This is a genomic window from Burkholderia savannae (assembly GCF_001524445.2).
Lineage (GTDB): Bacteria > Pseudomonadota > Gammaproteobacteria > Burkholderiales > Burkholderiaceae > Burkholderia > Burkholderia savannae.
In genome coordinates, this window is sequence record NZ_CP013417.1 from 3,141,532 (window position 1) to 3,167,420 (window position 25,889).

19 protein-coding genes are annotated in these 25,889 nt (G+C 69.3%); 6 read left to right on the top strand and 13 right to left on the bottom strand.

Features of this window, described 5'->3' with window-relative positions; all coding sequences use genetic code 11:
• The first annotated feature begins 108 nt into the window (after nucleotides 1-108).
• A complete protein-coding gene (locus WS78_RS15505) occupies nucleotides 109-1,152 on the top strand; it encodes a GlxA family transcriptional regulator (RefSeq protein ID WP_038750863.1) in 1,044 nt (347 codons plus the stop codon).
• A 418-nt stretch (nucleotides 1,153-1,570) separates the two neighbouring features.
• On the opposite strand, the gene WS78_RS15510 is transcribed toward WS78_RS15505, so the two are convergent.
• The gene (locus tag WS78_RS15510; protein ID WP_059581333.1) at nucleotides 1,571-2,995 is read right to left on the bottom strand and encodes a xylulokinase; all 1,425 of its coding nucleotides are present in this window, start codon (nucleotides 2,993-2,995) and stop codon (nucleotides 1,571-1,573) included.
• A 409-nt stretch (nucleotides 2,996-3,404) separates the two neighbouring features.
• Here WS78_RS15510 and WS78_RS15515 point away from each other — a divergent pair, with 409 nt between their 5' ends.
• Nucleotides 3,405-4,778, top strand: coding sequence for a nucleobase:cation symporter-2 family protein (locus tag WS78_RS15515; RefSeq protein WP_038750869.1), 1,374 nt, complete (start codon nucleotides 3,405-3,407; stop codon nucleotides 4,776-4,778).
• Nucleotides 4,779-5,293: 515 nt separating this feature from the next.
• Here the strand turns inward: WS78_RS15515 and WS78_RS15525 are convergent.
• The 3 genes from WS78_RS15525 to bpeA are packed head-to-tail and all read right to left on the bottom strand — an operon-like array spanning nucleotide 5,294 to nucleotide 11,311.
• Entirely contained in the window at nucleotides 5,294-6,841 is a 1,548-nt protein-coding gene (locus WS78_RS15525; RefSeq protein ID WP_060821232.1) for an efflux transporter outer membrane subunit, read from the bottom strand.
• A 3-nt stretch (nucleotides 6,842-6,844) separates the two neighbouring features.
• On the bottom strand, nucleotides 6,845-10,045 hold the full coding sequence (gene bpeB / locus WS78_RS15530; protein ID WP_038751627.1) for an efflux RND transporter permease BpeB: 3,201 nt from the start codon (nucleotides 10,043-10,045) through the stop codon (nucleotides 6,845-6,847).
• Between the two features lie 15 nt (nucleotides 10,046-10,060).
• Complete coding sequence (bpeA, locus tag WS78_RS15535; protein WP_059575164.1) at nucleotides 10,061-11,311, bottom strand: efflux RND transporter periplasmic adaptor BpeA; 1,251 nt, start codon at nucleotides 11,309-11,311, stop codon at nucleotides 10,061-10,063.
• A gap of 417 nt (nucleotides 11,312-11,728) precedes the next feature.
• On the opposite strand from bpeA, the gene bpeR reads away from it, so the two are divergent.
• A complete protein-coding gene (bpeR, locus tag WS78_RS15545) occupies nucleotides 11,729-12,364 on the top strand; it encodes a TetR family transcriptional regulator BpeR (RefSeq protein ID WP_059575167.1) in 636 nt (211 codons plus the stop codon).
• Nucleotides 12,365-12,593: 229 nt separating this feature from the next.
• On the opposite strand, the gene WS78_RS15550 is transcribed toward bpeR, so the two are convergent.
• From WS78_RS15550 to WS78_RS15580, 6 genes are all read right to left on the bottom strand, one after another.
• A complete protein-coding gene (locus WS78_RS15550; RefSeq protein ID WP_038751636.1) occupies nucleotides 12,594-13,322 on the bottom strand; it encodes a CoxG family protein in 729 nt (242 codons plus the stop codon).
• 27 nt (nucleotides 13,323-13,349) lie between these two features.
• Nucleotides 13,350-13,709 carry a DUF427 domain-containing protein gene (locus WS78_RS15555; protein WP_038751638.1) on the bottom strand — a complete coding sequence of 120 codons (360 nt, stop codon included), beginning with the start codon at nucleotides 13,707-13,709 and terminating at the stop codon, nucleotides 13,350-13,352.
• Nucleotides 13,710-13,837: 128 nt separating this feature from the next.
• Nucleotides 13,838-14,260, bottom strand: a complete 423-nt coding sequence (locus WS78_RS15560) for a carboxypeptidase-like regulatory domain-containing protein (protein WP_038751641.1) — start codon at nucleotides 14,258-14,260, stop codon at nucleotides 13,838-13,840.
• Between the two features lie 142 nt (nucleotides 14,261-14,402).
• Nucleotides 14,403-15,890, bottom strand: a complete 1,488-nt coding sequence (locus WS78_RS15565) for a DegQ family serine endoprotease (RefSeq protein WP_038751643.1) — start codon at nucleotides 15,888-15,890, stop codon at nucleotides 14,403-14,405.
• 351 nt (nucleotides 15,891-16,241) lie between these two features.
• Nucleotides 16,242-17,558 carry an ATP-binding protein gene (locus tag WS78_RS15575; protein WP_038751646.1) on the bottom strand — a complete coding sequence of 439 codons (1,317 nt, stop codon included), beginning with the start codon at nucleotides 17,556-17,558 and terminating at the stop codon, nucleotides 16,242-16,244.
• A gap of 3 nt (nucleotides 17,559-17,561) precedes the next feature.
• Complete coding sequence (locus WS78_RS15580; RefSeq protein WP_038751711.1) at nucleotides 17,562-18,224, bottom strand: response regulator; 663 nt, start codon at nucleotides 18,222-18,224, stop codon at nucleotides 17,562-17,564.
• A 190-nt stretch (nucleotides 18,225-18,414) separates the two neighbouring features.
• On the opposite strand from WS78_RS15580, the gene dacB reads away from it, so the two are divergent.
• From dacB to WS78_RS15595, 3 genes are all read left to right on the top strand, one after another.
• Nucleotides 18,415-19,947: a D-alanyl-D-alanine carboxypeptidase/D-alanyl-D-alanine endopeptidase gene (gene dacB, locus WS78_RS15585; protein ID WP_059575272.1), complete on the top strand. Its 1,533-nt coding sequence runs from the start codon at nucleotides 18,415-18,417 to the stop codon at nucleotides 19,945-19,947.
• A 388-nt stretch (nucleotides 19,948-20,335) separates the two neighbouring features.
• Complete coding sequence (locus tag WS78_RS15590) at nucleotides 20,336-21,253, top strand: sterol desaturase family protein (protein WP_059575169.1); 918 nt, start codon at nucleotides 20,336-20,338, stop codon at nucleotides 21,251-21,253.
• A gap of 103 nt (nucleotides 21,254-21,356) precedes the next feature.
• On the top strand, nucleotides 21,357-22,496 hold the full coding sequence (locus WS78_RS15595) for an SGNH/GDSL hydrolase family protein (protein ID WP_038751650.1): 1,140 nt from the start codon (nucleotides 21,357-21,359) through the stop codon (nucleotides 22,494-22,496).
• A gap of 277 nt (nucleotides 22,497-22,773) precedes the next feature.
• Here WS78_RS15595 and WS78_RS15600 read toward each other — a convergent pair whose 3' ends face one another.
• The 3 genes from WS78_RS15600 to purE form a co-directional block, all read right to left on the bottom strand.
• Nucleotides 22,774-23,799, bottom strand: coding sequence for an L-threonylcarbamoyladenylate synthase (locus WS78_RS15600; RefSeq protein WP_059575171.1), 1,026 nt, complete (start codon nucleotides 23,797-23,799; stop codon nucleotides 22,774-22,776).
• Nucleotides 23,800-23,810: 11 nt separating this feature from the next.
• Nucleotides 23,811-25,007: a 5-(carboxyamino)imidazole ribonucleotide synthase gene (locus WS78_RS15605; protein WP_038751656.1), complete on the bottom strand. Its 1,197-nt coding sequence runs from the start codon at nucleotides 25,005-25,007 to the stop codon at nucleotides 23,811-23,813.
• A 357-nt stretch (nucleotides 25,008-25,364) separates the two neighbouring features.
• On the bottom strand, nucleotides 25,365-25,883 hold the full coding sequence (gene purE / locus WS78_RS15615; RefSeq protein ID WP_038751659.1) for a 5-(carboxyamino)imidazole ribonucleotide mutase: 519 nt from the start codon (nucleotides 25,881-25,883) through the stop codon (nucleotides 25,365-25,367).
• Between the last annotated feature and the right edge of the window lie 6 nt (nucleotides 25,884-25,889).

A 25,889-nucleotide genomic window follows, 5' to 3' on the forward strand; every position in this document is an offset into this window, starting at 1 on the left:
CTACGCTACGCGGCGTGGCGTGGCGTGGCGTGGCGCGGCAAGCGATCGTCCCGACCGATGAAGTGGGTTAAGATCGGCGCGGTCTCGGCAAGTCGATGGTGAAGCAGCATGGCAGCGGAAATTCCCCTCCGACATCGCACGACGACCGTCGATGTCGTGATCTATCCGGGATTCAAGGCGATCGAGGCCGTCGGCGTCATCAACGTGTTCGATTACGCGAACGCGCGGCTCGCGGCCGCCGGGCTCCCGCCCGTCTACGATCTGCAGATCGCCGCGCCCGCGAAGGGCGCGGTCAAGTCCGACACCCTCATCGTGCTCGAAGCGACCAAGGCGATCGACACCCTCGCCGTGCCGGACACGGCGATCGTCGTCGGCGCGCGGGATATCGAGCGCGCGCTGCGCGACACGTCGATGCTCGTCGGATGGTGCCGCGACGTGTCGGGCAGGATCGGCCGGATGGTGGGGCTGTGCTCGGGCTGCTTCTTTCTCGCCGAGTCCGGGATGCTCGACGGCCGCCGCGCGACGACGCACTGGAGCGTCGCCCACACGCTGCAGGCGCGCTATCCGGCCGTGAAGGTGGAACCCGACGCCATTTTCGTGCGGGAAGGCAACGTGTGGACGTCGGCGGGCGTGACGGCCGGCCTCGATCTCGCGCTCGCGATGGTCGAGGAGGATCTCGGCCGCGACATCGCGCTCGCCGTCGCGCGCGATCTCGTGATCTATCTGAAGCGGCCCGGCGGACAATCGCAGTTCAGCGTGTATCTGGCGAGCCAGATGACCGCGCATTCGTCGATCCGCGACGTTCAGGACTGGATTCTGAATTCGCTCGGCGAGCGTCTGAGCGTCGCGCAGCTCGCGAAGCGCGCCGCGATGAGCGAGCGCAACTTCATCCGCGTCTTCGTGCGGGAAACCGGCTATCGCCCGGCCGAATTCATCGAAATCGCACGGCTCGAAAAGGCGCGCCGCATGCTCGAGCAGGAGGAACTGCCGCTCAAGACGGTCGCCGTGCGCAGCGGGTTCCATTCCGACGATCAACTGCGGCGCGTGTTCGTGCGCCGCCTCGGCGTGACGCCCGGCGCTTACCGCGAACGTTTCTCGGGCACCGGCGTACGCGACGCGGCCGCGAGCGAAGGCGCGGACTTCACGGACTGAAGCGCGGGCCGCGGCGAGCGCGGCGACGGTTCCCGGAATCCCGGACGGACCGCTCCCGGCGGCGCGCCCCGCGCCGCCGCCGTCCGGTCTTGCCGGCGGCGCGGCGGCGATGCAATTCGCGCGGCGCATACGTCGATTCGACGACGACGCGCGTGTCGCGCCGACCGGCATCGCCGTCGCCGCCCCGCCAACGCAACCGCAACGCACCGGCAACACCCCGGCAACGCTTGCGCGCCCGTGCCGAACCACCGATCTCCGAGCATGCTGCCGGCAAAAACGCCTGCGCCGCCGCGGTACCCCGGCCTTCCCCGCGGCACCGCGTCGACGCGGCGCACGCGGCGCACGCATCGCGTTCACGACAATGATCACATCGCACGGACCGAATCGGCATCGCCGCCCGCCGCAGCGGCGGCCATATTCAAATGCCCGTGTCGAACCACGCTTCGGTCCGCCGATACAGATCGACGAAGCGCGCATGGCGCGCGGCGAGCGCGGCATCGTGCCCGGGCTTGGCGACGCATGTCGCGCCCGGCCCGAGCGCGACGAGCTCCGTCGCGCGCCAGTGTTCCGCGGCGACGCCGCCGAGCAGCGCCGCACCGCGCGCGGCGGCGTCCGCGCCCTCGACTGCGTGCAGTTCGACGTCGAGCGCGTCGGCCAGCAGTTGCCGCCAGCGCGGATCGACCGAGCCGCCGCCCGCGAGCCGCAGCGCGCGCACGGGCGAGCCGTCCGCGCGGATCGCATCGAGCCCCGCGCGCAGCGCGAACGCGACGCCCTCGAACGCCGCGCGCATCAAAGCGCCGCGCGAATCGCCGAGCGACAGGCCGAGCCAGCCGCCGCGCGCAGCGGGATTCATCCACGGCGAGCGTTCGCCCGTCAGGTACGGCAGGAAGCTGATCTGCGCGGCCGCGTGAGCGCCGAACGCATCGTCGTACGCGGCGCGCCAATCCGGATAGACGAGCCAGCCGCGCGCCGATTCGAGCGCGATCCCGACGTTCTGCATCGCGGCCATCGTGTAATAGCGCGCGCCGCCCGCCGCACGATAACGGTGCAGGCCCGCGCGCGGCGCGGCGCCCTGCGCGGTCAGCACGACAATCTGGCCGCCCGTGCCGGTCGTCAGCAGCGCGTCGCCGTCGCGCGCGAGGCCGCTGCCGAGCGCCGCGCACGGCGTATCGCCCGCGCCCGTCGCGAGCGCGACGTCTGCCGGCAGCCCGAGCGCGCGCGCCGCGTCGGCCGACAACGCGCCGCACCGCGCATCCGATGCACGCGGCGCGGCGAACAGCGCGCGCGGCAGGCCGAGCGATGCGATCAGCGCATCGTCCCAGTCTCCGTCCGGGCCGGCGAGCGCGGTCGCGCACGCGTCGGACGGATCGCTCGCGACGTCGCCGCCCAGCGCGACGCGCAGCCAGTCCTTCGGCTGCAGCGCCCAGCGCGCGGCGCGCAGCACATCCGGCTCGTGCGCGGCGAGCCACGCGAGAAGCGGCCCCGCCATGCCCGGCGACACGGGATTCGGCGACGCGGGCCAGCGCGCGACGAGCGCGGTCGCGCGCGCGTCCGGCCACAGCATCGCGGGCCGCAGCGCGCGGCCGCACGCGTCGGCCAGCACGACGCCGTGCATCTGCCCCGACAAGCCGATCGCCCGCACCTGCGCGCGCTCGTGCTCGGGCAGCCGCCTGGCCGCGTCGACGAGCGCGCGCCACCACGCGGCGACGTCGATCTCCGCCCAGCCGGGCTGCGGCGTCGCGACCGCATACGCGGCGCCCGACGACGCGCGCACGCGGCCGTCGCCGTCGACGATCGCGAGCTTGAGAGAACCGGTCCCCAGATCGATGCCGAGAAATCGCATAACGGAACATGGATTCGAATGAGCCGACGCCGATGATAACCGCCCTGCCCGGCCGCGCCCGCACGATCGGCATCCGCGGCCCGGATGCGCGTTCAAGCCGGCTGGAAGCGGCTCGTCGCGGGTTAACCCAGTGCGGCTTTCGCGCATCGCGCGCGGCCACTATGCCGGCCAGCCGATACAGACCATAAACCAGACGATATTTGGCGACGTCGACCGATCAATATTGAACGGCGATAAAACCGGGACACCCACTCCAGCCGCAGGCCCCCGTGATGAACGCACCGCTGTCCGACGCACGGCGCGCATATCGACGCAGCAAAGCACGGAATAGAAACCAGCGCTCTTGTTGCGATTCGTCAATGCGCATAACGTTGAACCATCTTCAAAACAAGATCATGGAGTGAGACAGATGCAATCGAACACGGTCCATCCGTGCGATGAGCTGCTGCCTTCCGGCAAGCTGCTGACGCTCGGGCTACAGCACGTTCTCGTCATGTACGCGGGCGCCGTCGCGGTGCCGCTCATCGTCGGCGGCGCGCTCAAGCTGCCGAAAGACCAGATCGCATTCCTGATCAGCGCGGACCTGTTCGCGTGCGGGATCGCGACGCTGATCCAGACGCTCGGCGTGTGGATCTTCGGCATCCGCCTGCCCGTCATCATGGGCTGCACGTTCGCGGCCGTCGGCCCGATGATCGCGATCGGCACGAACCCCGGCCTCGGCATCCTCGACATCTTCGGCTCGACGATCGCCGCGGGCGCGATCGGCATCGTGCTCGCGCCGATGATCGGCAAGCTGTTGCGATTCTTCCCGCCCGTCGTCGTCGGCACCGTGATTTCGGTGATCGGGCTGTCGCTGATGGAAGTCGGGATCAACTGGGCGGCGGGCGGCGTCGGCAATCCGAACTACGGCGACCCCGTCTACCTCGGCCTGTCGCTCCTCGTGCTCGCGCTGATTCTCCTCATCAACAAGTTCGGCCGGGGCTTCGTCGCGAACATCTCGGTGCTGCTCGGCATGGTCGCCGGCTTCGCGATCGCGTTCGCCGCGGGCCGCGTGAACACCGACGGCGTCGCGGCGGCGCCGTGGCTCGGCTTCGTCGCGCCGTTCCATTTCGGACTCCCGCATTTCGATCCGTTGGCGATCGCGACGATGGTGATCGTGATGTTCGTCACGTTCATCGAATCGACCGGGATGTTCCTCGCGGTCGGCGACATGGTCGAGCGGCCCGTCGATCAGGACACGCTCGTGCGCGGCCTGCGCGTCGACGGGCTCGGCACGCTGATCGGCGGCATCTTCAATTCGTTTCCGCACACGTCGTTCTCGCAGAACGTCGGGCTGATCGGCGTGACCGGCGTGAAGAGCCGCTTCGTCTGCGCGACGGGCGGCATGATCCTCGTGCTGCTCGGCCTCTTTCCGAAGATGGCGCAGCTCGTCGCGTCGGTGCCGCCCTTCGTGCTCGGCGGCGCGGGCATCGTGATGTTCGGGATGGTGGCCGCGAACGGCGTGAAGGTGCTGTCGAAAGTCGATTTCGTGCGCAACCATCACAATCTGTTCATCGTCGCGGTGAGCATCGGCCTCGGCCTCGTGCCCGTCGTGTCGCCGAACTTCTTCTCGAAGCTGCCCGCCGCGCTCGCGCCGATCCTTCACAGCGGAATCCTGCTCGCGTCGGTGTCGGCCGTCGTGCTCAATCTCGTGTTCAACGGGATGAAGGGCGAACAGGACGCGCGCTGCGACATCCGCCGCGCAGGCCGCGACTTCGACGGAAGGCCCGCCGATCTGCATTGAATCGACGGCGCGCCGCCGTGCCGCCGTGCCGCCGTGCCGCCGTGCCGCCGTGCCGCCGTGCAGGCAATCGAACACGAACGCCGCGCGTTGAATCGCCTCGCCGAAGTCGGGCCTCGATCCGATCATCGCGTGGCGATTGCACGGCGTACGGCGCCGCGCGCCGCGAATCGAACGACTACCCCGCTTCGTGAAGCGCGCGGCGAAAAGCCCGCGAGCAATCCGGTCTTCATGGCGCGGCTCGTTTCGCGGCGTTTCTCGTTTTCGCCCCATGCGGCAGTCGAAGCGCCGACCGAACATACGGGCGTGCCGCTTGCGCGCGCAGCGGCCGCGCCGACGTTGCATCGACGACGCGGCGCGACGGCGGCGGGAATCGGATCGCGACCGCCAAACAAAAACCCCGCGTTCCGAAGAACGCGGGGTTTTTTCATTCACGCGGCGACGCATCCGTCGCCGCTCACGCACCGCGCGACGGGCGAACCAACCGCGTTCGCTCGCCGAGCGGCGCGGGCGACCGCTTAGCCGGCCGTCGTCGCGCCGGCGGACGCGGCGGGCACGGCCGACGCCGCCGCAGGCACGGCCGCACGTCCGTAGTCGACGGGCGCATCCGCTGGGCGCGGCGTCTCGCCCGCGCGCTCGATCCAGCCGCCGCCCAGCGCGCGGTACAGATCGACGAGGTTCGTCCAGCGCGCGAGCCGCGCGCTGATCAACTGCTGCTGCGCCGTGTACAGATCGGTCTGCGCGGTCAACACCGACAGATAGCTGTCGACGCCGTTCTTGTAGCGCAGGTCCGACAGATCGTAGCGGCGCTGCTGCGCGTGCTCGTTGCGCTCGAGCGCCGCGATCTGCTGATCGTACGTGCCGCGCGCGGCGAGCCCGTCCGACACCTCGCGGAACGCGCTCTGGATCGCCTTCTCGTAGTTCGCGATCTCGATGCGCTTCTGCACGTGCGCGAGATCGAGGTTCGCGATGTTCTGCCCGCCCTCGAAGATCGGCAACGCGATGCTCGGCGCGAACGACCACGCCGCCGTGCCGGCCTTGAACAGGCCGCCGAGCGTCGGGCTCGCGGTGCCGAACGCCGCCGTCAGCGAGATCTTCGGGAAGAACGCCGCGCGCGCCGCGCCGATGTTCGCGTTCGCCGCGCGCAACGCCTCCTCGGCCTGCATGATGTCGGGGCGCCGCGTCAGCAGATCGGACGGCAGCCCGGCCGGCACGTCGGTCAGCAGGTTCTGCGCGTTGAGCGGCAGGCCGGCCGGCAGATCGTCGGGCAGCGGCTCGCCGATCAGCAGCACGAGCGCGTTGACCGCCTGCGCACGCGCGCGCGCCTGCGCCTGCTGGTTCGCGAGCGCCGTCTCGACGACCGTCTGCGCCTGCCGCAGATCGAGCTCCGAGCCGGTGCCGTTGTCGAACTGCAGCTTCGTGAGGTCGTACGACGCGCGCGCCGTCTTCAGCGTGTTCTCCGTGACCTGCAGCAGGTCGTCGGTCGACAGGAGCGAGAGGTACTGATCGGCGACGCTCGCGACGAGCGAGATCTCCGCGGCCTTGCGCGCCTGCGCGGTCGCGAAATATTGCGCGAGCGCCTGGTCCTTCAGGCTCTGCACGCGGCCGAACAGGTCGAGCTCCCACGACGCGGACACGCCGACGTTGTAGGCGCGCGAGATGAGCGGCTGGCGCGTCGTCGACACGCCGGCGGGATAGCGCTGGATCGAGCCCGTGCCGGTGCCGTCGAGCGTCGGGAACAGGCCGGCGCGCGTGATCTGATACTGCGCGCGCGAGGCCTCGACGTTCAGCACCGATACGCGCAGATCGCGGTTGTTCCTCAGCGCGATCTCGACGAGCCGCTGCAGGCGCGGATCGACGAAGAACTCGCGCCAGCCGATGTCGACGGCCGACTGGCCGTTCGCGCTGCGCGCGCCGGACGCGGCGCCCGGCTGCGCGGCGTAGACGCCGTCGGTCGGGAACGCGCCCGACACGGGCGCGGCCGGACGCTCGTAGCGCGGCGCGAGCGTGCAGCCCGTCGCGAGCAGGGCGACTGCGAGCGCAGTCAAAGCATGTTTTCGCTTCATCACTTAATCCTTCTTGCCAGCGTCGTCGCCGTGCTCCGGCTTTTCGTCACGGTGCATGTGCTCGTGCGCGAGGCGCAGCGCTTCGTCGGCGTCTTCCTTCTCGCCGCTGAACACCGCCCGCACCTTCACGAAGAACATCGGGATCATGAAGATCGCGAGGAACGTCGCCGTGATCATCCCGCCGATCACGCCCGTGCCGATCGCGTGCTGGCTCGCCGAGCCGGCGCCGTTGCTGATCGCGAGCGGCAGCACGCCGAGAATGAACGCGAGCGACGTCATCAGAATCGGACGCAGCCGCAGCCGCGACGCCTCCAGCGCCGCCTCGATCGGCCCCATCTTCTCCGTCTGCTGCAGCTCGCGCGCGAACTCGACGATCAGAATCGCGTTCTTCGCGGACAGGCCGACGGTCGTCAAGAGCCCCACCTGGAAGAACACGTCGTTCTCGAGCCCGCGCATCGTCGCGGCGAGCAGCGCCCCGATCACGCCGAGCGGCACCACCATGATCACCGAGAACGGAATCGACCAGCTTTCATACAGCGCGGCGAGACACAGGAACACGACGAGGATCGAGATCGCATACAGGATCGGCGCCTGCGAGCCCGACTGGATTTCCTGGAACGACAGCCCCGTCCACGAATAGCCGATACCCGTCGGCAGCTTCTTCGCGAGCGTTTCCATCGCCGCCATCGCCTGGCCGGTCGATTTGCCCGGCGCGGCCTGGCCCTGGATTTCCATCGCCGAGATGCCGTTGTAGCGCTCGAGCTTCGGCGAGCCGTACGTCCAGTGGCCGGTCGCGAACGCGCTGAACGGCACCATCCCGCCCGATCCGTTGCGCACGTACCAGATGTTCAGGTCTTCCGGCGACATCCGGAACGGCGCGTCGGCCTGCACGTACACCTTCTTGATCCGGCCGTCGGTATCGAGGAAGTTGTTCACGTAGCTCGATGCCCAGGCGATCGAGAACGTCTGGTCGATCGCCGACGCCGTGACGCCGAGCGCGTTCGCCTTCTCGCGGTCGATGTTCACCTTGTACTGCGGCGTGTCGTTCAGGCCGTTCGGGCGCACGCCTTGCAGCGTCGGGTCCTTCGCGGCCATTCCGAGCAGCTGATTGCGCGCGGCCATCAGCGCGTCGTGGCCGAGACCCGCGCTGTCGGTCAGCTCGAAGTCGAAGCCGGCCGCCGTGCCGAGTTCGGGAATCGACGGCGGGTTGAACGGAATCACGAGCGCGTCCTTGTAGCCCGCATAGCGCCCGAACATCCGGCCGATCAGCGCCTGCACCTTCTGGTTCGCGCTCTGCCGCTGCGAGTAGTCCTTCAGCTTGACGAACACGAGGCCCGAGTTCTGGCCGCGGCCCGCGAAGCTGAAGCCGTTCACCGTGAACGCGGATTCGACGATGTCCTTTTCCTGCGTGAGCAGGTAATCGGAAATGTTCGCGAGCGTGCGCGCGGTCGTCTCCTGCGTCGAGCCCGACGGCGTCTGGACGATCACGAACATGAGCCCCTGATCCTCGTCGGGCAGGAACGATTTCGGCAGACGCACGAACAGCAGGCCGACCGCGACGATCACCGCCAGATAGATGATGAGCCAGCGGCCCGAGCGCTTGATCACGTGGTGGACGCCGACGTGATACTTGTCGCGGCTCGCGTTGAAGGTTCGGTTGAACCAGCCGAAGAAGCCCTTCTTCTCCTCGTGGTGCCCCTGCGGGATCGGCTTGAGGATCGTCGCGCACAGCGCCGGCGTCAGGATCAACGCGACGAGCACGGACAGCACCATCGCCGACACGATCGTCAGCGAGAACTGGCGATAGATCGCGCCGACCGACCCGCCGGAAAACGCGACCGGCACGAACACCGCGGACAGCACGAGCGCGACGCCGACGAGCGCGCCCGTGATCTGGCCCATCGCCTTGCGCGTCGCTTCCTTGGGCGACAAGCCCTCTTCCGCCATCACCCGCTCGACGTTCTCGACGACGACGATCGCATCGTCGACGAGCAGGCCGATCGCGAGCACGAGGCCGAACATCGACAGCACGTTGATCGAGAAGCCGACCATCGACATGATCGCGAACGTGCCGAGCAGCACGACGGGCACGGCGATCGTCGGGATGATCGTCGCCCGCAGGTTCTGCAGGAACAGATACATCACGAGGAACACGAGGACGATACCCTCGAGCAGCGTCTTCACCACTTCCTCGATCGACAGGCGCACGAACGGCGTGGTGTCGTACGGATACTTGACGACGAGGCCATGCGGGAAGTACGACGACATCTCGTCGATCTTCGCGCGCACCGCCTTCGCCGTCGCGAGCGCGTTCGCGTTCGTCGCGAGCTGGATGCCGAGCGCCGCGGTCGGCTGGCCGTTGTACTTCGTGTCGAAGTTGTACGTTTCGCCGCCGAGGCCGATCTGCGCGACGTCCTTCAGGCGCACCTGCGAGCCGTCCTGGTTCACCTTCAGCAGGATGTTGCCGAACTGCTCGGGCGTCTGCAAAAGCGTCTGCTCGGTGATCGTCGCCTGCAGCACGGTGCCCGGCACGGCCGGCGTGCCGCCGAGCTGGCCGCCCGCGATCTGCACGTTCTGCGCGGAGATCGCGCTCGTCACGTCGACCGGCGTGAGCCCGTAGTTCGTGAGCTTCGTCGGATCGAGCCAGATCCGCATCGCGTACTGCGAGCCGAACAGCGTGACGGTGCCGACGCCGTTGATCCGGCTGATCGGGTCCTTCACGTGCGACGCGACGTAGTTCGCCAGGTCGTACTTGTTCATGCTGCCGTCTTCGGAGTTGAAGGCGAGCACGAGCAGGAAGCTGCTGCTCGACTTCGTCACCGACAGGCCGAGCTGCTGAACCACCTGCGGCAGGATCGGCGTCGCGAGCGACAGCTTGTTCTGCACCTGGACCTGCGCGATGTCCGGGTTCGTACCCGGCGCGAACGTGATCGTGATCGTCGCGTTGCCCGAGTCGTCACTCGTCGACGACATGTACAGGAAGTTGTCGAGACCGCTCATCTGCTGCTCGATCACCTGCGTGACCGTGTCTTCGACAGTCTTCGCCGAAGCGCCCGGATAGTTCGCGGTGATCTGGATCGACGGAGGCGCGATCGTCGGATACTGGGCGATCGGCAGCGTGAAGATCGCCGCGACCCCGGCCAGCATCAGGATGATGGCGATCACCCACGCGAAGATCGGGCGATCGATAAAAAACTTTGCCATGAAACAGGCCCCCTGTTATTGCGCGCTCGACGCGGCGGCCGCGCTCGACGGCGCGGCACCCGATGCGGCCGCGCTCGCCGCCGCGGCCTGGGCGGGCGAGGCGCCCGCTTGCGCTGCGCCCGACGCGGCCTGCAACTGCGCGTCGGCGGTCTTCACGGACATGCCCGGACGCACCTTGTCGATGCCCTGCACGATCACGCGGTCGCCCGCCTGCAGGCCGCCCTCGACCACCCAGTTCTGGCCCTGCGTGCCGCTCGTCGTGAGCACGCGCGACGCGACCTTGCCCTTCTCGTCGACGATCATCGCGATCGCCTGGCCCTTCGGATCGTGCGTGACGCCGATCTGCGGAACGAGGAACGCGTTGTCGTTGACCCCCTCTTCGATGCGCGCGCGCACGAACATGCCCGGCAGCAGCACGCGCTGCTTGTTCGGGAAGATCGCGCGGATCGTGACCGAGCCCGTCGTCTGGTCGACCGTGACGTCGCTGAACTGCAGCTTGCCCTGCTCCGAGTACGGCTTGCCGTCCTCGAGGATCAGCGTGACCTTCGCCGCGCCCGGGCCTTCCGTCTTGATGCGCCCGCTCTGGATGTCCTGGCGCAGCTTCAGGCCGTCGAGGCTCGACTGCGTGAGATCCACGTACACCGGATCGAGCTGCTGGACGGTCGACATCAGCGTCGCCTGGCTCGCCTGCACGTAGGCGCCCGGCGTGACCTGCGAGATCCCGACGCGGCCCGTGATCGGCGAGACCACGTCCGTGTAGCCGAGGTTGATCTGCGCGGTGTCGACCGCCGCCTTGCCCGATCCGACGTCGGCGGCCGCCTGCCCTTGCGCGGCGACCGCATCGTCGTACTGCTGCTTGCTCACCGCGTTCGCGGCGACGAGCACCTTGTAGCGCGCGACGAGCGCGTTCTGCGTCGCGAGGTTCGCCTGCGCCTTCGCGAGCGTCGCCTTCGCGCTGTTCAGCTGCGCGACGTACGGCGCGGGATCGATCTTGTAAAGGCGCTGGCCGGCCTTGACGTCGCCGCCCTCGGTGAACTCACGCCGCAGCACGATGCCGTCGACCCGCGCGCGCACTTGCGCGACGAGATACGCGCTCGTGCGGCCCGGCAGCTCCGAGACCACCGGCACGGATTGCGGCTGCACGGTGACGACGCCGACCTCCGGCGTTTGAGGAGGCGGAGCCGATTCTTTTTTTCCGCACGCGGCCAGGAAGACGGCGGCTGTCGCGACAGTGATTAAGCGGTATGGAACCCGTTCGACGCGCATGGAGCGACCTCGTTTGTAACTGGATGAAATAAGTGCCGGCCCTCGGGGACGCAACACGAACGCGCCTTGCGGCGCGGATCGGACAACTGAATTGCTTGACTGCGAATACAACAGCGGCACGTGACTGCCGTGCCGGGATGCCGCCGCGCGGAGCAACCGCGGTACGCGCGGAACAACAATGAGGAGGGAAATCAGCAGAGACGGATATTAACTGATTGCCTCGAAAGCCATTCGGCCGTAAGCTGGCATTGTATATACATTCACGAATGTATGTAAAAGTCCTTCATGCGCCGCACAATTTCTTACAAATTACCAAGGTTTACAACTGCCGGACGGGGACGACCGGCATGCGGCGCCTGTGATGCAACCCTTATTATTAACGCAATGACCTCGACTTTGCACATGACGAGCTTCTGAATGGCCAGACGCACGAAGGAGGAGGCGCTCGCGACGCGCGACCGCATCCTCGACGCCGCCGAACACGTCTTCTTCGAAAAAGGCGTGTCGCACACGTCGCTCGCCGACATCGCCCAGCACGCGGGCGTCACGCGCGGCGCGATCTATTGGCACTTCGCGAGCAAGAGCGAGCTGTTCGACGCGATGTTCGACCGCGTGCTGCTGCCGATCGACGAGCTGAAGGCGGACACGGGCGCGCCGCACGCCGACCCGCTCGGCCGGATTCGCGAGATCCTGATCTGGTGCCTGCTTGGCGTCGCGCGCGATCCGCAGCTGCGGCGCGTGTTCAGCATCCTGTTCATGAAGTGCGAGTACGTCGCGGACATGGGGCCGCTCCTGCAGCGCAACCGCGAAGGAATGCGCGACGCGCTGCGCAACATCGAAGCGGATCTCGCGCAGGGCGTCGCGAACGGCCAGTTGCCGGCCGATCTCGACACGTGGCGCGCGACGCTGATGCTGCACACGCTCGTGAGCGGCTTCGTGCGCGACATGCTGATGCTGCCGGGCGAGATCGATGCGGAGCGGCACGCGGAAAAGCTCGTCGACGGCTGCTTCGACATGCTGCGCACGAGCTCCGCGATGCGCAAGGACGGCTGAGCGGGCGGCGCGGCGTGACGAAGCGGCCGTGCGCCGGGCGTTCGCCGCGCTAGGCCGGAAAGGGAATCGGGCGAGAAATCGAGATGCGCGAGATGCTCGAAATGCGCGGCGCCGGACGAGCAGCGCGAAACGCCGTGTGCGCCCGATTGGGCGTCGCGGCGAAGCGCCGGCACGGCGCAGCGGCCGAAGCGGGGCCGAAGCGGGGCCGAAGCGTCAGAAACGGCGAGGCTCAGCCGCCGTTGAACCAGCGCGCCACATACAGCAGCAGCGCGACGAAGAAGATCATCGCGGCCCACGCCCACAGCGGCACCGGGTTCGATTCGCGATGGTGGAGCGCGCTCGCCGCGCGCCCCGTCAGCGCGCCGCCCAGATGCTGCGCATGCGCGCGGCGCGCGATGCCCGTGAACCCGGCTGGCCGCAGGAACACGTGCTGCCGCCGCGGCGCACCGTCGCGCGCGCGGTTCGGCGCGAGCCCGTGCTTCGCCTGCACGACCTCGCAGAACTCGGTGAAGAAATCGTCGGCAAGCTCGTGCAGCGCATTCTGGATCTGGCGGCCCGGCAGCTCGGCGAGCGGGCCCGACGCCGTCGCCCACACCGCGTATTCGATCCGCGTCGCGGGCTCGCCGCGGATCGCGTCCGGCGCATCGTCGGCGGGCGCGAGCACGACGTCGATCTGGCCGCGCAGCGCGCCGATGCCGTCCGCACGCGCCCGGAAGTTCAGCGTGCGTCTCGTGTGCTCCGGCTCGTCGTGGCGCTCGCTGACGACGTGTGCACGCACGTCGTAGCGCGCGCGCAGCGGGCCGAGCGGCACGGTCAGCGCGAGCGCGTACTCGCCGCGCGCCAGCCGCGAAAACGACTCGCAATGATCGAGGCTCGCGCGCACGAGCGCGAGATCCTGCAGCGCGTCCCAGACGACGGACGGTGCGAGCGGAATGCACAACGCATCGTTCAGTTCCATGATCGCCTCCCCCGATGAGCCGCCGCGTCAGGACGTCACGTCGATGCGGTCGACGCACGCGGCATCGAACGCGACATAGTGCCGGATCGCATCCGCGATCTCCGGCGGCTCCTCGTAACTCCATGCGGCGTTCTCTATCACGCCGTCTTCGGTATGCAGATGGAAATAGGTTGCCGGCCCCTTGCGCTCGCAGCGCGTCACGCGATCGGACGGCGCGAGCCGCGACATGTTGACGTCGCCGCGCGGCAGATACTGGACGTCGGGCAGGCCCGATTCCCTCAGCGTGTAGGCGGCAAGCGAATCGGCATAGGTGATCCCCCGATGGATCACGCGAACGCGATGGCGGTTCGGCTCGATTTCGATGCGATGGCCTGCGGCGTCGGACATCGGTTTCCCCTACGGCCGCTGCGCGCACGCGCCGGCCGAAAATTAGCATGGCCGCGGCGAAACGCCGCTTGTAATCGCATTATCGGCCAAACCGCCGCAAATTGCGCGGCGTCATCGTCGCAGCGGGGTCACTGCGCCTTCCACGAGAATGCCGCCTTCACGCCGCCCTTCGCCGGCACCGTGACCGCATGGGTCTGCTCGTTGCCGTTGTAGCTCGCGTGCACGGTGTAGCGCCCCGGCGTCAGCCTGACGAGCATGTAGGGACCGCGCGCGTCGGTCTTCAGCACTTCGGCGCCCTTCGCATCGACCACGGACACGTGGACGTCGGCGAGATACTCGCCGCCCGCGCCCGTGAAGCGCAGCGCGAGCGGCCAGTTGCTCTCGTTGCGCTGGAACGCGGTGGATTCGTCTTGCCCCACCCCGCCCGACACGAAGCCGACATCGCCCTGATGCTGCACGTCCGGCAAGCCGGGCTGCGCGCGCGCGACGCCCGCGACGCCGAAAGCCAGCGCCGCCGCGATCAGGTAGTGGGAAATGGTTTGCTGTCGCATGATTCGCTCCTTGAATCTGTCAGCCGGACGCCGGAGGCCCCGCAGGGACCACCGGCGGCGGCGACGAACAAAGACGGGCGGCGGGCGGCGGCCGCGTGGCCGTCGCGCCGGCCCGCCATGCCGGCCGGGACATCGGCCCGGCTCAGCCCAGATCGACCGGCACGAAAATCTGGGCGTCGTCGCGCTGGATCAGCAACGCAAGACTGTTGCCCGCGCGCTTGACCGCATCGCGCAATTGTTCCGCGCTCGTGACCGGCCGGCCGTTCACCGCGAGAATCACGTCGCCCGGCTGGATGCCCGCGCTCGCGGCAGGGCCCGCCGACTGCTGGACGACGAGGCCGTGCGTGAGCGACGAGCCGTTGCGCTCGCGCGGCGAAAGCGGCCGCACCGCGACGCCCAGGCGTCCCTGCTCGACGGGCTCGTCGACGCCCGCCTTCGCCTGGTCTTCGGTCAGCGACGCGAGCGTCACCGACACCGTCTTCTTCGACTTGTCGCGCCAGATCTGCAGATCGGCCTTCGTGCCGGGCTTCATGCTCGCGATCTGCGCGGGCAGCATCGTCGAGTCCTGCACCGGCACGCCGTCGACCGACAGGATCACGTCGCCCGGCTGCAGCCCCGCCTTCGCGGCCGGCCCCTTCGGATCGACCGAGCTGACGAGCGCGCCGTCGGGCTTCGTGAGGCCGAACGAGCTCGCGAGCGTCTGGTTGAGCCCCTGGACGGCGACGCCGAGCCGGCCGCGGCTCACGTGGCCCGTCTTCACGAGCTCGTCCTTCACCTTCATCGCCTCGTTGATCGGGATCGCGAACGACAGGCCCTGGAAGCCGCCCGTCTGCGAGTAGATCATCGAGTTGATGCCGATCACCTCGCCGTTCAGGTTGAAGAGCGGGCCGCCCGAGTTGCCGGGGTTCACCGGCACGTCGGTCTGGATGAACGGCGTGTAGTTCTCGTCGGGCAGCGCGCGCGACTTCGCGCTGATGATGCCCGACGTGACCGTGTTGTCGAACCCGTACGGCGAGCCGATCGCGACGACCCACTGGCCGACCTTGCTCTGCGCCGGATCGCCGATCTTCACGGTCGGCAGGCTCGACGCGTCGATCTTCAGCACCGCGACGTCGGACTGCTTGTCGGCGCCGACGACCTTCGCCTTATACTCGCGCTTGTCGGTGAGCTTCACGGTGACGACGTTCGCACCGTCGATCACGTGCGCGTTGGTCAGGATATACCCATCCGGGCTAATGATGAACCCCGAGCCGAGGCTCGTGCTCGGCTGGTCGTCCGGCTGCGGCTGACCGCCGGGGCCCATCCCCGGAATCCGCCCGTAGAAATGTCGGAAGAATTGGTAGAACGGATCGTCCGGGTCGATCGGCAGTTGCGGCGCCGCGCGACGCTGCGCGGTACGCTGCACGACGTGCTTCGCGCTGATGTTCACGACGGCAGGCCCGTAGGTCTCGACCAGCCCGGAAAAGTCGGGAATGCCGGTTTTCGCGGCCGCTTCGGCCGGCATCAGCGCGGCGACGGCCGGCGTGATGATCTGCGGCTCCGAGTGACGGGTGCCCGCCACGTACCCCGCCGCCAACGCCGCGGCGACGGCCGCGGCAACTGCGCCACGCGCAAGGATTCGGGTAGTCATCGATCGTTCTCCTCGTCTAATGGTTCGAAGCGTAGCGACCCTGTCTTAAAGCAGGCTTAATCGGTTTCGGGAACCCTTAAACGGACGAAAATTGTCGAGCAAGCTTGGGGCCCGGGCCGCGCCGGGCGCGGCGTATTGGCCGGACGACGGGCGCGGTCGGGGGCAAAACCGATGTGCGGTGGCGCGGCGCAACGAAACATAGTTCGCGATTGGCGATTGGCGGTTCGCGGTTCGCGGTTCGCGGTTCGCGGTTCGCGGTTCGCGGTTCGCGGTTCGCGGTTCGCGGTTCGCAACGAGCATCGGGCGTTTCGCCGCGCGCGGCCCGCGTCCGCCGCGTCCCGCGCAGGTCCGTCACGCGTCGGCCGCGCACGGCAGCACGACGCTCACGAGTAGCCCCCCCGCCGCCGCTTCGCCGAGCGTCACGGTCGCGCGCTGCTGCGCGGCCACCCGCTTGACGATCGCGAGGCCGAGGCCGCTGCCCGACACGTCGGTGCGCGCCCGCGCCGACGTGTCGCGGTAAAAGCGATCGAACACGCGCTCGCGCTCGGCGGCCGGAATGCCCGGGCCGCTGTCGCCGATCTGCACGCGCGCCCGCGCGCCGTCGCCGCGCGTGAGCGACACGTCGATGCGGCCGCCCTCCGGGGTGTACTTCACCGCGTTGTCGAGCAAATTGTTGAACATCACGCGCAGCGCGGCGGGATCGGCGTTCACGGCCGCGTCCTCGACTTCCTCGAAGCCGAGATCGATGTCGCGCCGCTGCGCGAGCGGCGCGTGCGCGGCGACGCACTCCTCGACGATCGAGCGCAGATCGACGCGCTCGCGCACCGTCGCGTCGCCTGGCTCCGCGCGCGCGAGCGCGAGCAGTTGCTCGGCGAGGCGCGTCGCGCGCGTGACGCCGCTTTGCAGATCGGCGATCGCCTCGCGGCGCGACGCGTCGTCCTGCGCGCGTGCGACGAGCTGCGCCTGAATCTGCACGGCGGCGAGCGGCGTGCGCAGCTCGTGCGCGGCATCCGCGACGAACGCCTTTTGCGTGTCGAGCGCGGCGGAGAGCCGCGCGAGCAGCCCGTTCAGCGCGTGCACGAGCGGGCGCACTTCGAGCGGCAGCGGCGAATCGGGCAGCGGATCGAGCGCCTCGGGCCGGCGCGCTTCGACCGCGCGGGTCACGCGCTGCAACGGCGCGAGCCCGCGCCCGACGATCATCCAGACGGCCGCGCCGAGGAACGGCAGCAGCACGATGAGCGGCCACAGCGTGCGCAGCGCGACGCTCGCGGCAAGCCGGTTGCGCACCGAAAGCGGCTGCGCGAGCTGCACGACGTTGTCGCCGACGATCGCGCCGTACACGCGCCATGCGCCGCGCTCGGTGCGCTCGGTCGAAAAGCCGAGCTCGGCGCGCGGCGCGATCGGCGCGCGCGGATGCGAGAAGTACATCAGCACCCCGTTGCGGTTCCAGATCTGGATCACGATCCCTTCGTCGCCGTTCGTCTGCGAGCCGAGCACCTGCGAGAACGGCTCGGACGGCAGCGCGGCCGCGATCTGCTGCAACTGGTAGTCGAACAGCTCGTTCGCGGCGGCGAGCGCCTGCCGGTAGATCATCCAGCCGGCGAGCCCCACCCCGGCCACGACGATCGCGAGCAGCCAGATCAGCAATTGATGGCGAATCGACCTCACGCGCTACGCTTCCTTCACGACCATGTAGCCGAGGCCGCGGACGTTGCGGATCAGGTCCGAGCCGAGCTTCTTGCGCAGCGCGTGGATATAGACTTCGACGGTGTTGCTGCCGATCTCCTCGCCCCAGCCGTACATCTTCTCTTCGAGCTGGCTCTTCGACAGCACCGCGCCCGGACGCGCGAGCAGCGCCTCGAGCAGCGCGAATTCGCGCGCCGACAGCGCGACGGGCGCGCCGTCGAGCGTCACCCGGTGCGACGCCGGATCGAGCGTCAGCGCGCCGTGGCGGATCACCGATTCGCTGCGCCCCGACTGGCGTCGGATCAGCGCACGCATGCGCGCCGCGAGCTCGTCGAGGTCGAACGGCTTGACGAGATAGTCGTCGGCGCCGGCGTCGAGGCCCTTCACGCGGTCGGCGACCGCGTCGCGCGCGGTCAGGATCAGCACGGGCAGCGCGAGCCCGCGCGCGCGCAGCGTGCGCAGCACGTCGATGCCGTCGCGCTTCGGCAGCCCGAGATCGAGCAGCAGCAGATCGTACGCCTCGCCGCCGAGCGCGGTGAGCGCCGCGTCGCCGTCCTGCACCCAGTCGACCGCGCAGCCGTCGGCCTTCAGCGCCTTGCGCACCCCTTCGGCGATCATCCGATCGTCTTCAACCAGCAATATCCGCATCCTGAAAAACGTCCGTCGCATGCGTTCGAGATGGCGGACATTGTAGCGCCGCCTCGTGCGCAAACGGACCATCTGCCGATTTCGACGCTGCTTGCGCGCCGTTTTCTCTACAATGGGCGGCTTGCGCCGCAGCGCGCACGCCTTTTGCACACGTCATATTCCGTTCCGCGCTTCCGTTCCGTATTCGTCGATGAATCCCAACGCCGCCCGCATCGCCGCTTCGCCCCGCCCAAGCCGCCCCGCCGCCCGCGCGCCGCGCGCCATTCTGCGCGGCGCGGCGCTCGTCGCCGCGTGCGCCGCGCTCGCGTTCGCCGCGCCCGCCGACGCCCGCAAGAAGCCCCCGCGGTATCCAGCCGCGGTCTCGACCGCGCGCAACGTGCTGCCGGCGTCGGTGCTCGTCGCGCTGCAGCGCGCGCGCGTGCCGGCGTCGAGCCTGAGCGTCGTCATCGAGCGGATCGGCGAGCGAACGCCCGTCGTCGCATGGAACGCGAGCCGGCCGATGCAGCCCGCGTCGACGATGAAGCTCGTCACCACCTACGCCGGGCTGTCGCTGCTCGGCGCCGACTATCGCTGGCGCACGAGCGCGTACGCGGACGGCGCGGTCGACGAGAACGGCACGCTGCACGGCACGCTGTACGTGAAGGGCACGGGCGATCCGAAGCTCGTGCCGGAAGAGCTGATCGACCTCGTCGACAAGATCCGCCGCGCGGGCATCGTCAACGTCGACGGCTCGCTCGTGCTCGACAAGACCTTCTTCGCGCCCGAGACGCGCGACCTGCCGCCGCTCGACGACGACGCGAGCGCGCCGTACAACGTCGGCCCCGATCCGCTCCTCTACGCGTTCAAGGCGCTGTCGTTCACGGTGACGCCGACCGACAACGGCGCGATCGCGATCGACGTCGTGCCGCCGCTCGCGAACCTGAACGTCGACAACCAGCTCGTCGAGGGCGAAGGCTCGTGCGGCGCCGCGCGCCCGACGCTCATGACCGACGCGAACGGCGCGCTCACCGCGTCGTTCGCGGGCGACTATCCGCCGCGCTGCGGCCCGACCACGACCAATCTCGCCGTGCTGAACCATTCCGCGTTCTTCGCGCGCGGCTTTCTCGCGCTGTGGCGGCAGACGGGCGGCGCGTTCTCAGGCACGATCGCCGAGGGCAAGGTGCCGGGCCGCGCGCGGCCCGTTGCGTCGCACCACGGCCCGGTGTTGTCGAGCGTCGTGCACGACATCAACAAGTTCAGCAACAACGTGATGGCGCGCAACCTGTTCCTCACGATCGGCGCGGTCGAGCACCGGCCGCCCGCGACGCCCGCGCAGTCGGCGGACACGATCCGCGCGTTCCTCGCGCACAGCGGGCTGCCGACCGACGGGCTCGCGCTCGAGAACGGCTCGGGGCTCTCGCGCGACGAGCGCGTGAGCGCGCTGTCGCTCGCCGACATGCTGCAGGCGGCGAACGCGAGCCCCATCGCGCAGGCGTTCGTCGATTCGCTGCCGATCGCGGGCGTCGACGGCACGATGAAAAACCGGCTGACGAACGCGCCCGTCGGCGGCAACGCGCACATCAAGACAGGCACGCTGCGCGACGTGCGCGCGATCGCGGGCTATGTCGCGTCGGCGGACGGGTCGAGCTACGTCGTCGTCAGCTTCATCAACGACGAGCGCGCGTCGGCCGCGCGCGCGGCGCACGACGCGCTGCTCGAATGGGTGTACGAAGGGCCGCGCTGAGCGGCGCGCGGCTCTCGGCGGCGCCCCGGCGCGCCGCCGAGAGCCGGCCGGAACCGATTCCGCCCTCGCCGTTTCCCTCGCCGTTTCCCTCGCCGTTTCCCTCGCCGTTTCCCTCGCCGTTTCCCTCGCCGTTTCCCTCGCCCTTGCCGTTTCTCGCCGGACTCCGCGCGGATCACCGGCCTTCGCGCGTCTTGCCCACGGCCGCCGCCGCGGCTCGGTGCGCCGCCCCATGCCGCGCGCCCGTCGAAGACTCCCTCTACGAAACACCCTCGCGCCCGGTACGCCGATTGCGTACCCTTTTGGCTGCAATTGACGTCGACGAGCCGCGCACGCGTTTCGCACGCCGCACGCACCGGGTCGCTCGAACCACAACAAGAGGGAGACACTCATGCAATTCAACGTCGAATTGCTTCTGCTCGCGCTCGCGCCTGTCTTCCTGCTCTGCATCGGCTGGGAAGCGTGGCACCTCGCGCGCACACGCCCCGGCGAGCACGTCTACAACCTGCGCGACACGCTCTGCAACGCGGCGCTCGCGCTGATGCACCAGGGCGCGGACAAGATCGCCTGGATCTTCGTGATCCCGCTCTATGCGTACTGCTACACGCACTACCGGCTCTTCACGTGGGACGCCACGTGGCTGTCGTTCGCCGTGCTGTTCGTCGCGCAGGACCTGCTCTACTACGTGTTCCACCGCTGCAGCCATCGCGTGCGCTGGCTGTGGGCCGCGCACGTCGTCCATCATTCGTCCGAGCGCCTGAACTTCTCGACCGCGATGCGGCAAAGCCTGATGTACCCGATCGCCGGCATGTGGGCGTTCTGGCTGCCGCTCGCGTTCCTCGGCTTCCCGCCGCAGCAGATCGTCGGCATCGTGCTCATCAACCTCGCGTTCCAGTTCTTCGTCCATACGCAGACGATCCCGAAACTCGGCTGGCTCGAGTACGTGCTGAACACGCCGTCGATCCACCGCGCGCACCATGCGCGCAACCCGCGCTACATCGACCGCAACTACGCCGGCGTGCTCGTGATCTGGGATCGCCTGTTCGGCAGCTACGTCGAAGAAGACCCGCAGGACCCGCCCGAATACGGGATCGTCGAGCCGCTTCGCTCGAACAATCCGCTCGTGGCGACGTTCCACGAATGGCGGTCGATGGCGCTCGACGCGCTCGGCGTCGAAGGCTGGCGCAACAAGCTCCGCGCGGTTTTCGGTCCGCCCGAATGGGCGAGCGCTTATCATGCACGGGTTGCGAGCGCGCACGCGCCGTCGCCCGAGCCGTCCGCGCTCGCCGCCGCGCCCCGCGAACGATAACGAAACACGGATTCCAAACCATTGCGCCGAGCCGCGTCGCCGCCGTGCGTCGCAGCACGGCGCAGGCCATGCAACACAAGCATATCTACGAGGAGAGACCCGCATGAATCAGCCGCAACGACAACAGCAACCCGCCCGCACCGCACGCCGCCGCCTCTGGCGCGGCGCGCAAGTCGCGCTCGCGAGCGCCGCGTTCGCCATCCTCGCCGCCTGCGGCGGGGGCGACGACAACGGCTCGTCGCAGCCGAGCGCCGGCGTGAACATGCAGGTCGTGTCCTTCGGCGACAGTCTGTCGGACACCGGCACCTATTCGCCGCAGATCCTGATCGGTTTCGGCGGCGGCCGCTTCACGACGAATCCGGGCCAGGTGTGGACGCAGGACGTCGCCGCCTACTACGGCGGCACGCTCACGCCCGCGTTCGAAGGCGGCTTCGGCGTGCCGCTGCAGGCGGCGGGCGGCCTCGGCTACGCGCAGGGCGGCTCGCGCGTCACGCAGCAGCCGGGCATCGGCCACGCGGACGCGAGCGTGGCGAACGCCGACTACGCGCAGGCGACCACCGTGCCGGTCGCGACGCAGGTGCAGCAATACCTGCAGCAGCACGGCAGCTTCAACCCGAACCAGATCGTGCTGATCAACGGCGGCGCGAACGACATCTTCTATCAGGTGCAGGTCGCGCAGGCGCAGGGCAACACGCCGGCCGCGCAGCTCGCCGCGGCGCAGCAGATCGGCCTCGCCGCTCAGCAGCTCGCGGGGATCGTCCAGCAGATCGTCGCGGCGGGCGCGACGCACGTGTTCGTGTCGAACGTGCCGGACATCGGCGGCACGCCGCTCGCGGTGTCGACGGACCAGCAGGCCGCGCTCACGCAACTGTCGACGATCTTCAACAGCACGCTCGCCGCGGCGCTGAAAGCGCTCAACGTCGATCCGACGAAGGCCGTGCTGATCGACGCGTTCACGTGGCAGGACGGCATCACCGCGAACTACCAGGCGAACGGCTTCTCCGTGTCGAACACGGGCACCGCGTGCAACCTGCAATCGATGATCGCCGCGGCGACGAAGTCGGGCGTGTCGAACCCGACCGCGTTCGGCTCGTCGCTGTTCTGCTCGCCGCAGATGTACACGGTCGCGAACGCCGACCAGACGTACATGTTCGCCGACACGGTCCATCCGACGACGCGCCTGCACGCGCTCTTCGCGCAGTACGTCGAGCAGCAGATCGCGAAGACGGGCGTCGGCAAGTAAGCAAGCCCGCGCCGCGACGCGGGGGGCGTCTCGCGCGCCCCGCCCCCGGTCGCCACGCGGCGACGTTCCGCCGCTTCAAGTGAAAACGCCCGGTTCGCGTGATGCGAACCGGGCGTTTCTCGTTGTGCCGGGCGTTTTCAGGTGCTTTTTGCGTTTCGGCGTTTCGGCGTTTCGGCGTTTCGGCGCTTCGGCGCTTCGGCGCTTCGGCGCTTCGGCGACAGCAGCATGACGAAGCCGGCGCGGCTCCGCCCGCCTCAGCCGCCCGACCGCGCAACGCTCACGCCTGCGCTTCGAACGCGGCTGCCGCGCGGCCGAGCCGGTCGTTCACCGCGATCCATTCGACCGTATCCGGCAGCTTCTCGATGAGGATGCGCGCGACCTGCGCGCGATCGAGCGCGCGCAGCAGCCCGTAGAGCTCGCGCGCATAGACCTGCGGGTCCTCAGGCGCCGCGACGAAGTGCACGCCGCCCGCGTGCGCCCACGCGCCGGCGCGCGATGCGCGTGCGACGAGCGCGACCCGCTCGCCCGCGTCGCGCGCGGCCGCGAGCCGCCCCTCGAGCCGCTCGAACGGCGCGAGCGCGAGCGGCGTGCGCGGCGCGTAATGCGCCTTCAGCGTGCCGGATGCGCGCGGCGCGGTCGCGTCGCTGCCGTCGGGCAGGCGCGGCGCGACGCCGAGCACGTCGGCGATCTGCTGCGGGCTCACGTGGCCCGGGCGCAGCAGCGCCGGAAAACCGCGCGACAGATCCACGATCGTCGACTCGATCCCGACGTCGGACGGGCCGCCGTCGAGCACATGGACGGCATCGCCGAACTCGTCGCGCACGTGCTGCGCGGTCGTCGGGCTCACGTGGCCGAAGCGGTTCGCGGACGGCGCGGCGACGCCGCCGTGCCCGCCGCGGCGCGCGTCGAACGCGCGCAGCAACGCCTGCGCGACCGGATGCGACGGACAGCGCAGCCCGACCGAGTCCTGCCCGCCGCTCACCGCGTCCGGAATGTGCGCGGCGCGCTTGAGAATCAGCGTGAGCGGGCCGGGCCAGAACGCGTCGATCAGCTTCTTCGCGTCGGCGGGCAGCGAGTCGACCCAATAGCCCGGATCGCTGCCGGGCGCGAGGTGGACGATCACCGGATGGTTCGCCGGCCGCCCTTTCGCCTCGTAGATGCGCGCGACGGCGACCGGGTTCTGCGCGTCGCCGCCCAAGCCATAGACAGTCTCGGTCGGAAATGCGACGAGCTCGCCCGCGTCGAGCAGCGCGGCGGCTTCGTCGATCTCTTCGGCGGTCGGAATCGGTCGATCGTTCGACATCGTACGCCCCGTCAGTCGAGCGCAATGCGCAGCAGGCGCGCGCAGGCGGTCGCGCCCGCGACCGCCTCGTCGAGCGTCGCCGCGGTGAAATTCACGTGGCCCATCTTGCGGCCGGCGCGCGCCTCCTCCTTGCCGTACAGATGCAGCCGCGCGGTCGGCATCGCGGCGACCTGGTCCCACGGCGGCGCGACGGACTCGCCCGACGCGCCGTTCGCGAACCACACGTCGCCGAGCACGTTGAGCATCGCGGCGGGCGAATGCTGGCGCGTGCTGCCGAGCGGCAGCCGCGTCATCGCGCGGACCTGCTGCTCGAACTGGCTCGTCTCGCATGCATCGACCGTGTAGTGGCCGGAATTGTGCGGCCGCGGCGCCATTTCGTTCGCGACGAGCGAGCCGTCTTCGAGCACGAAGAACTCGACGCACAGCACGCCGACGTAGCCGAGCGAATCGGCGATCCGCACGGCCGCCTGCTGCGCCTCGCGCACGAGCGCCTCGCTCGCGGCGGGCGCGGGCACGACGCTCAGCGTCAGGATGCCGCCGCGATGCGTGTTCTGCGCGAGCGGGAACACGGCGGATTCGCCGTTCGTGGCGCGCGCGATCAGCGCCGACACTTCGTATTTGAGCGGCAGGCGCTTCTCGAGCACGCACGGCACGCCGCCGAGCGACGCATACGCGTCGCGCGCCTGCCGCACGGTCTCGACGCGCACCTGCCCCTTGCCGTCGTAGCCGAGGCGCGCGGTCTTCAGGATGCCGGGCAGCACCGCGGCAAGCTCCGCGTCGGCAAGCGCCTCGAGCTGCGCGACCGACTCGATCACGACGTGCGGCGCGACGGGCGCGCCGGACGCCGCGATGAAGCGCTTCTCGGCGATCCGGTCCTGCGCGATCGCGACGCAGCGGCCCGCCGGCGCGACGAACGTCGATTGCGCGAGAAAGTCGAGGCTCGCGGCGGGCACGTTCTCGAATTCCGTGGAGACGGCGTCGCACAATTGCGCGAGCTCGGCGAGCGCGGCCTCGTCGTCGTACGCGGCGCGCAGATGCTTGTCGGCGACGGCGCCCGCGGGGCTCGTCGGATCGGGATCGAGCACGGCGACGCGGTAGCCCATCGCCTGCGCGGCGAAGCAGAACATGCGGCCGAGCTGGCCGCCGCCGACCATGCCGAGCCAGGCGCCCGGCAGGATCGGGGAATTCGGGGTGGGGAGTGCAGTCATGTCTAGGGTCAATTTACATACGGAACGCACAAGCGTTGCCACGAGAACGGCCGCTCACAAGGCGCGCAACGCTGCGAATGGACGTATTCGCAAGGCGCGCAACGCGGCGAGCGGCGGTTCTCGCGGCAACCCCGATACAAAAATACATTCTAGGGGAATGCCCGAAATCGCCCGCATGGCGGCGTCGCTCGTTGCTTGCTTGGCTCGGCCAAACGGCGCTCCTCGCTTCCTGCCCTACGAGCGATTTCGGGCATTCGCATGTGCGTTCCATATGCAAATGGCCCCTAGGATCGGTGGCGGCGGGCGGCTGCGCCCGCCGCGGGCGGGACGATCGATGCCGCCGGCGGCCGCGCGGCCTCACAGCGGCGGCAGCACCATCGCGTGCGCGGCCTCGTTCTGCCGCACGCGGAACGCGGCGAGCCGGTTCGCGTAGTCGGTCGACGTGCCGGACAGCATCGACACGGCGAAGAGCGCCGCGTTCGCCGCGCCGGCCTCGCCGATCGCGAAGGTCGCGACGGGCACGCCCTTCGGCATCTGCACGATCGAGTGCAGCGAATCGACACCCTTCAGGTACTTGCTCGCCACCGGCACGCCGAGCACGGGCACCGTCGTCTTCGCGGCGAGCATGCCGGGCAGGTGCGCCGCGCCGCCCGCGCCCGCGATGATCGCGCGCAGGCCGCGCTCGCGCGCCTTCTGCGCGTAGTCGAACATCTCGTCGGGCATCCGGTGCGCGGACACGACCTTCGCCTCGTACGGCACGTCGAACTCCTGCAGGATCGCGACGGCATGCTTCATCACGTCCCAGTCGGAGCTGGAACCCATCAGCACGCCGACGAGCGGCGCGCTGTGCGTGTGGGCGGTCGGGATTTCGCTCATCGTGCG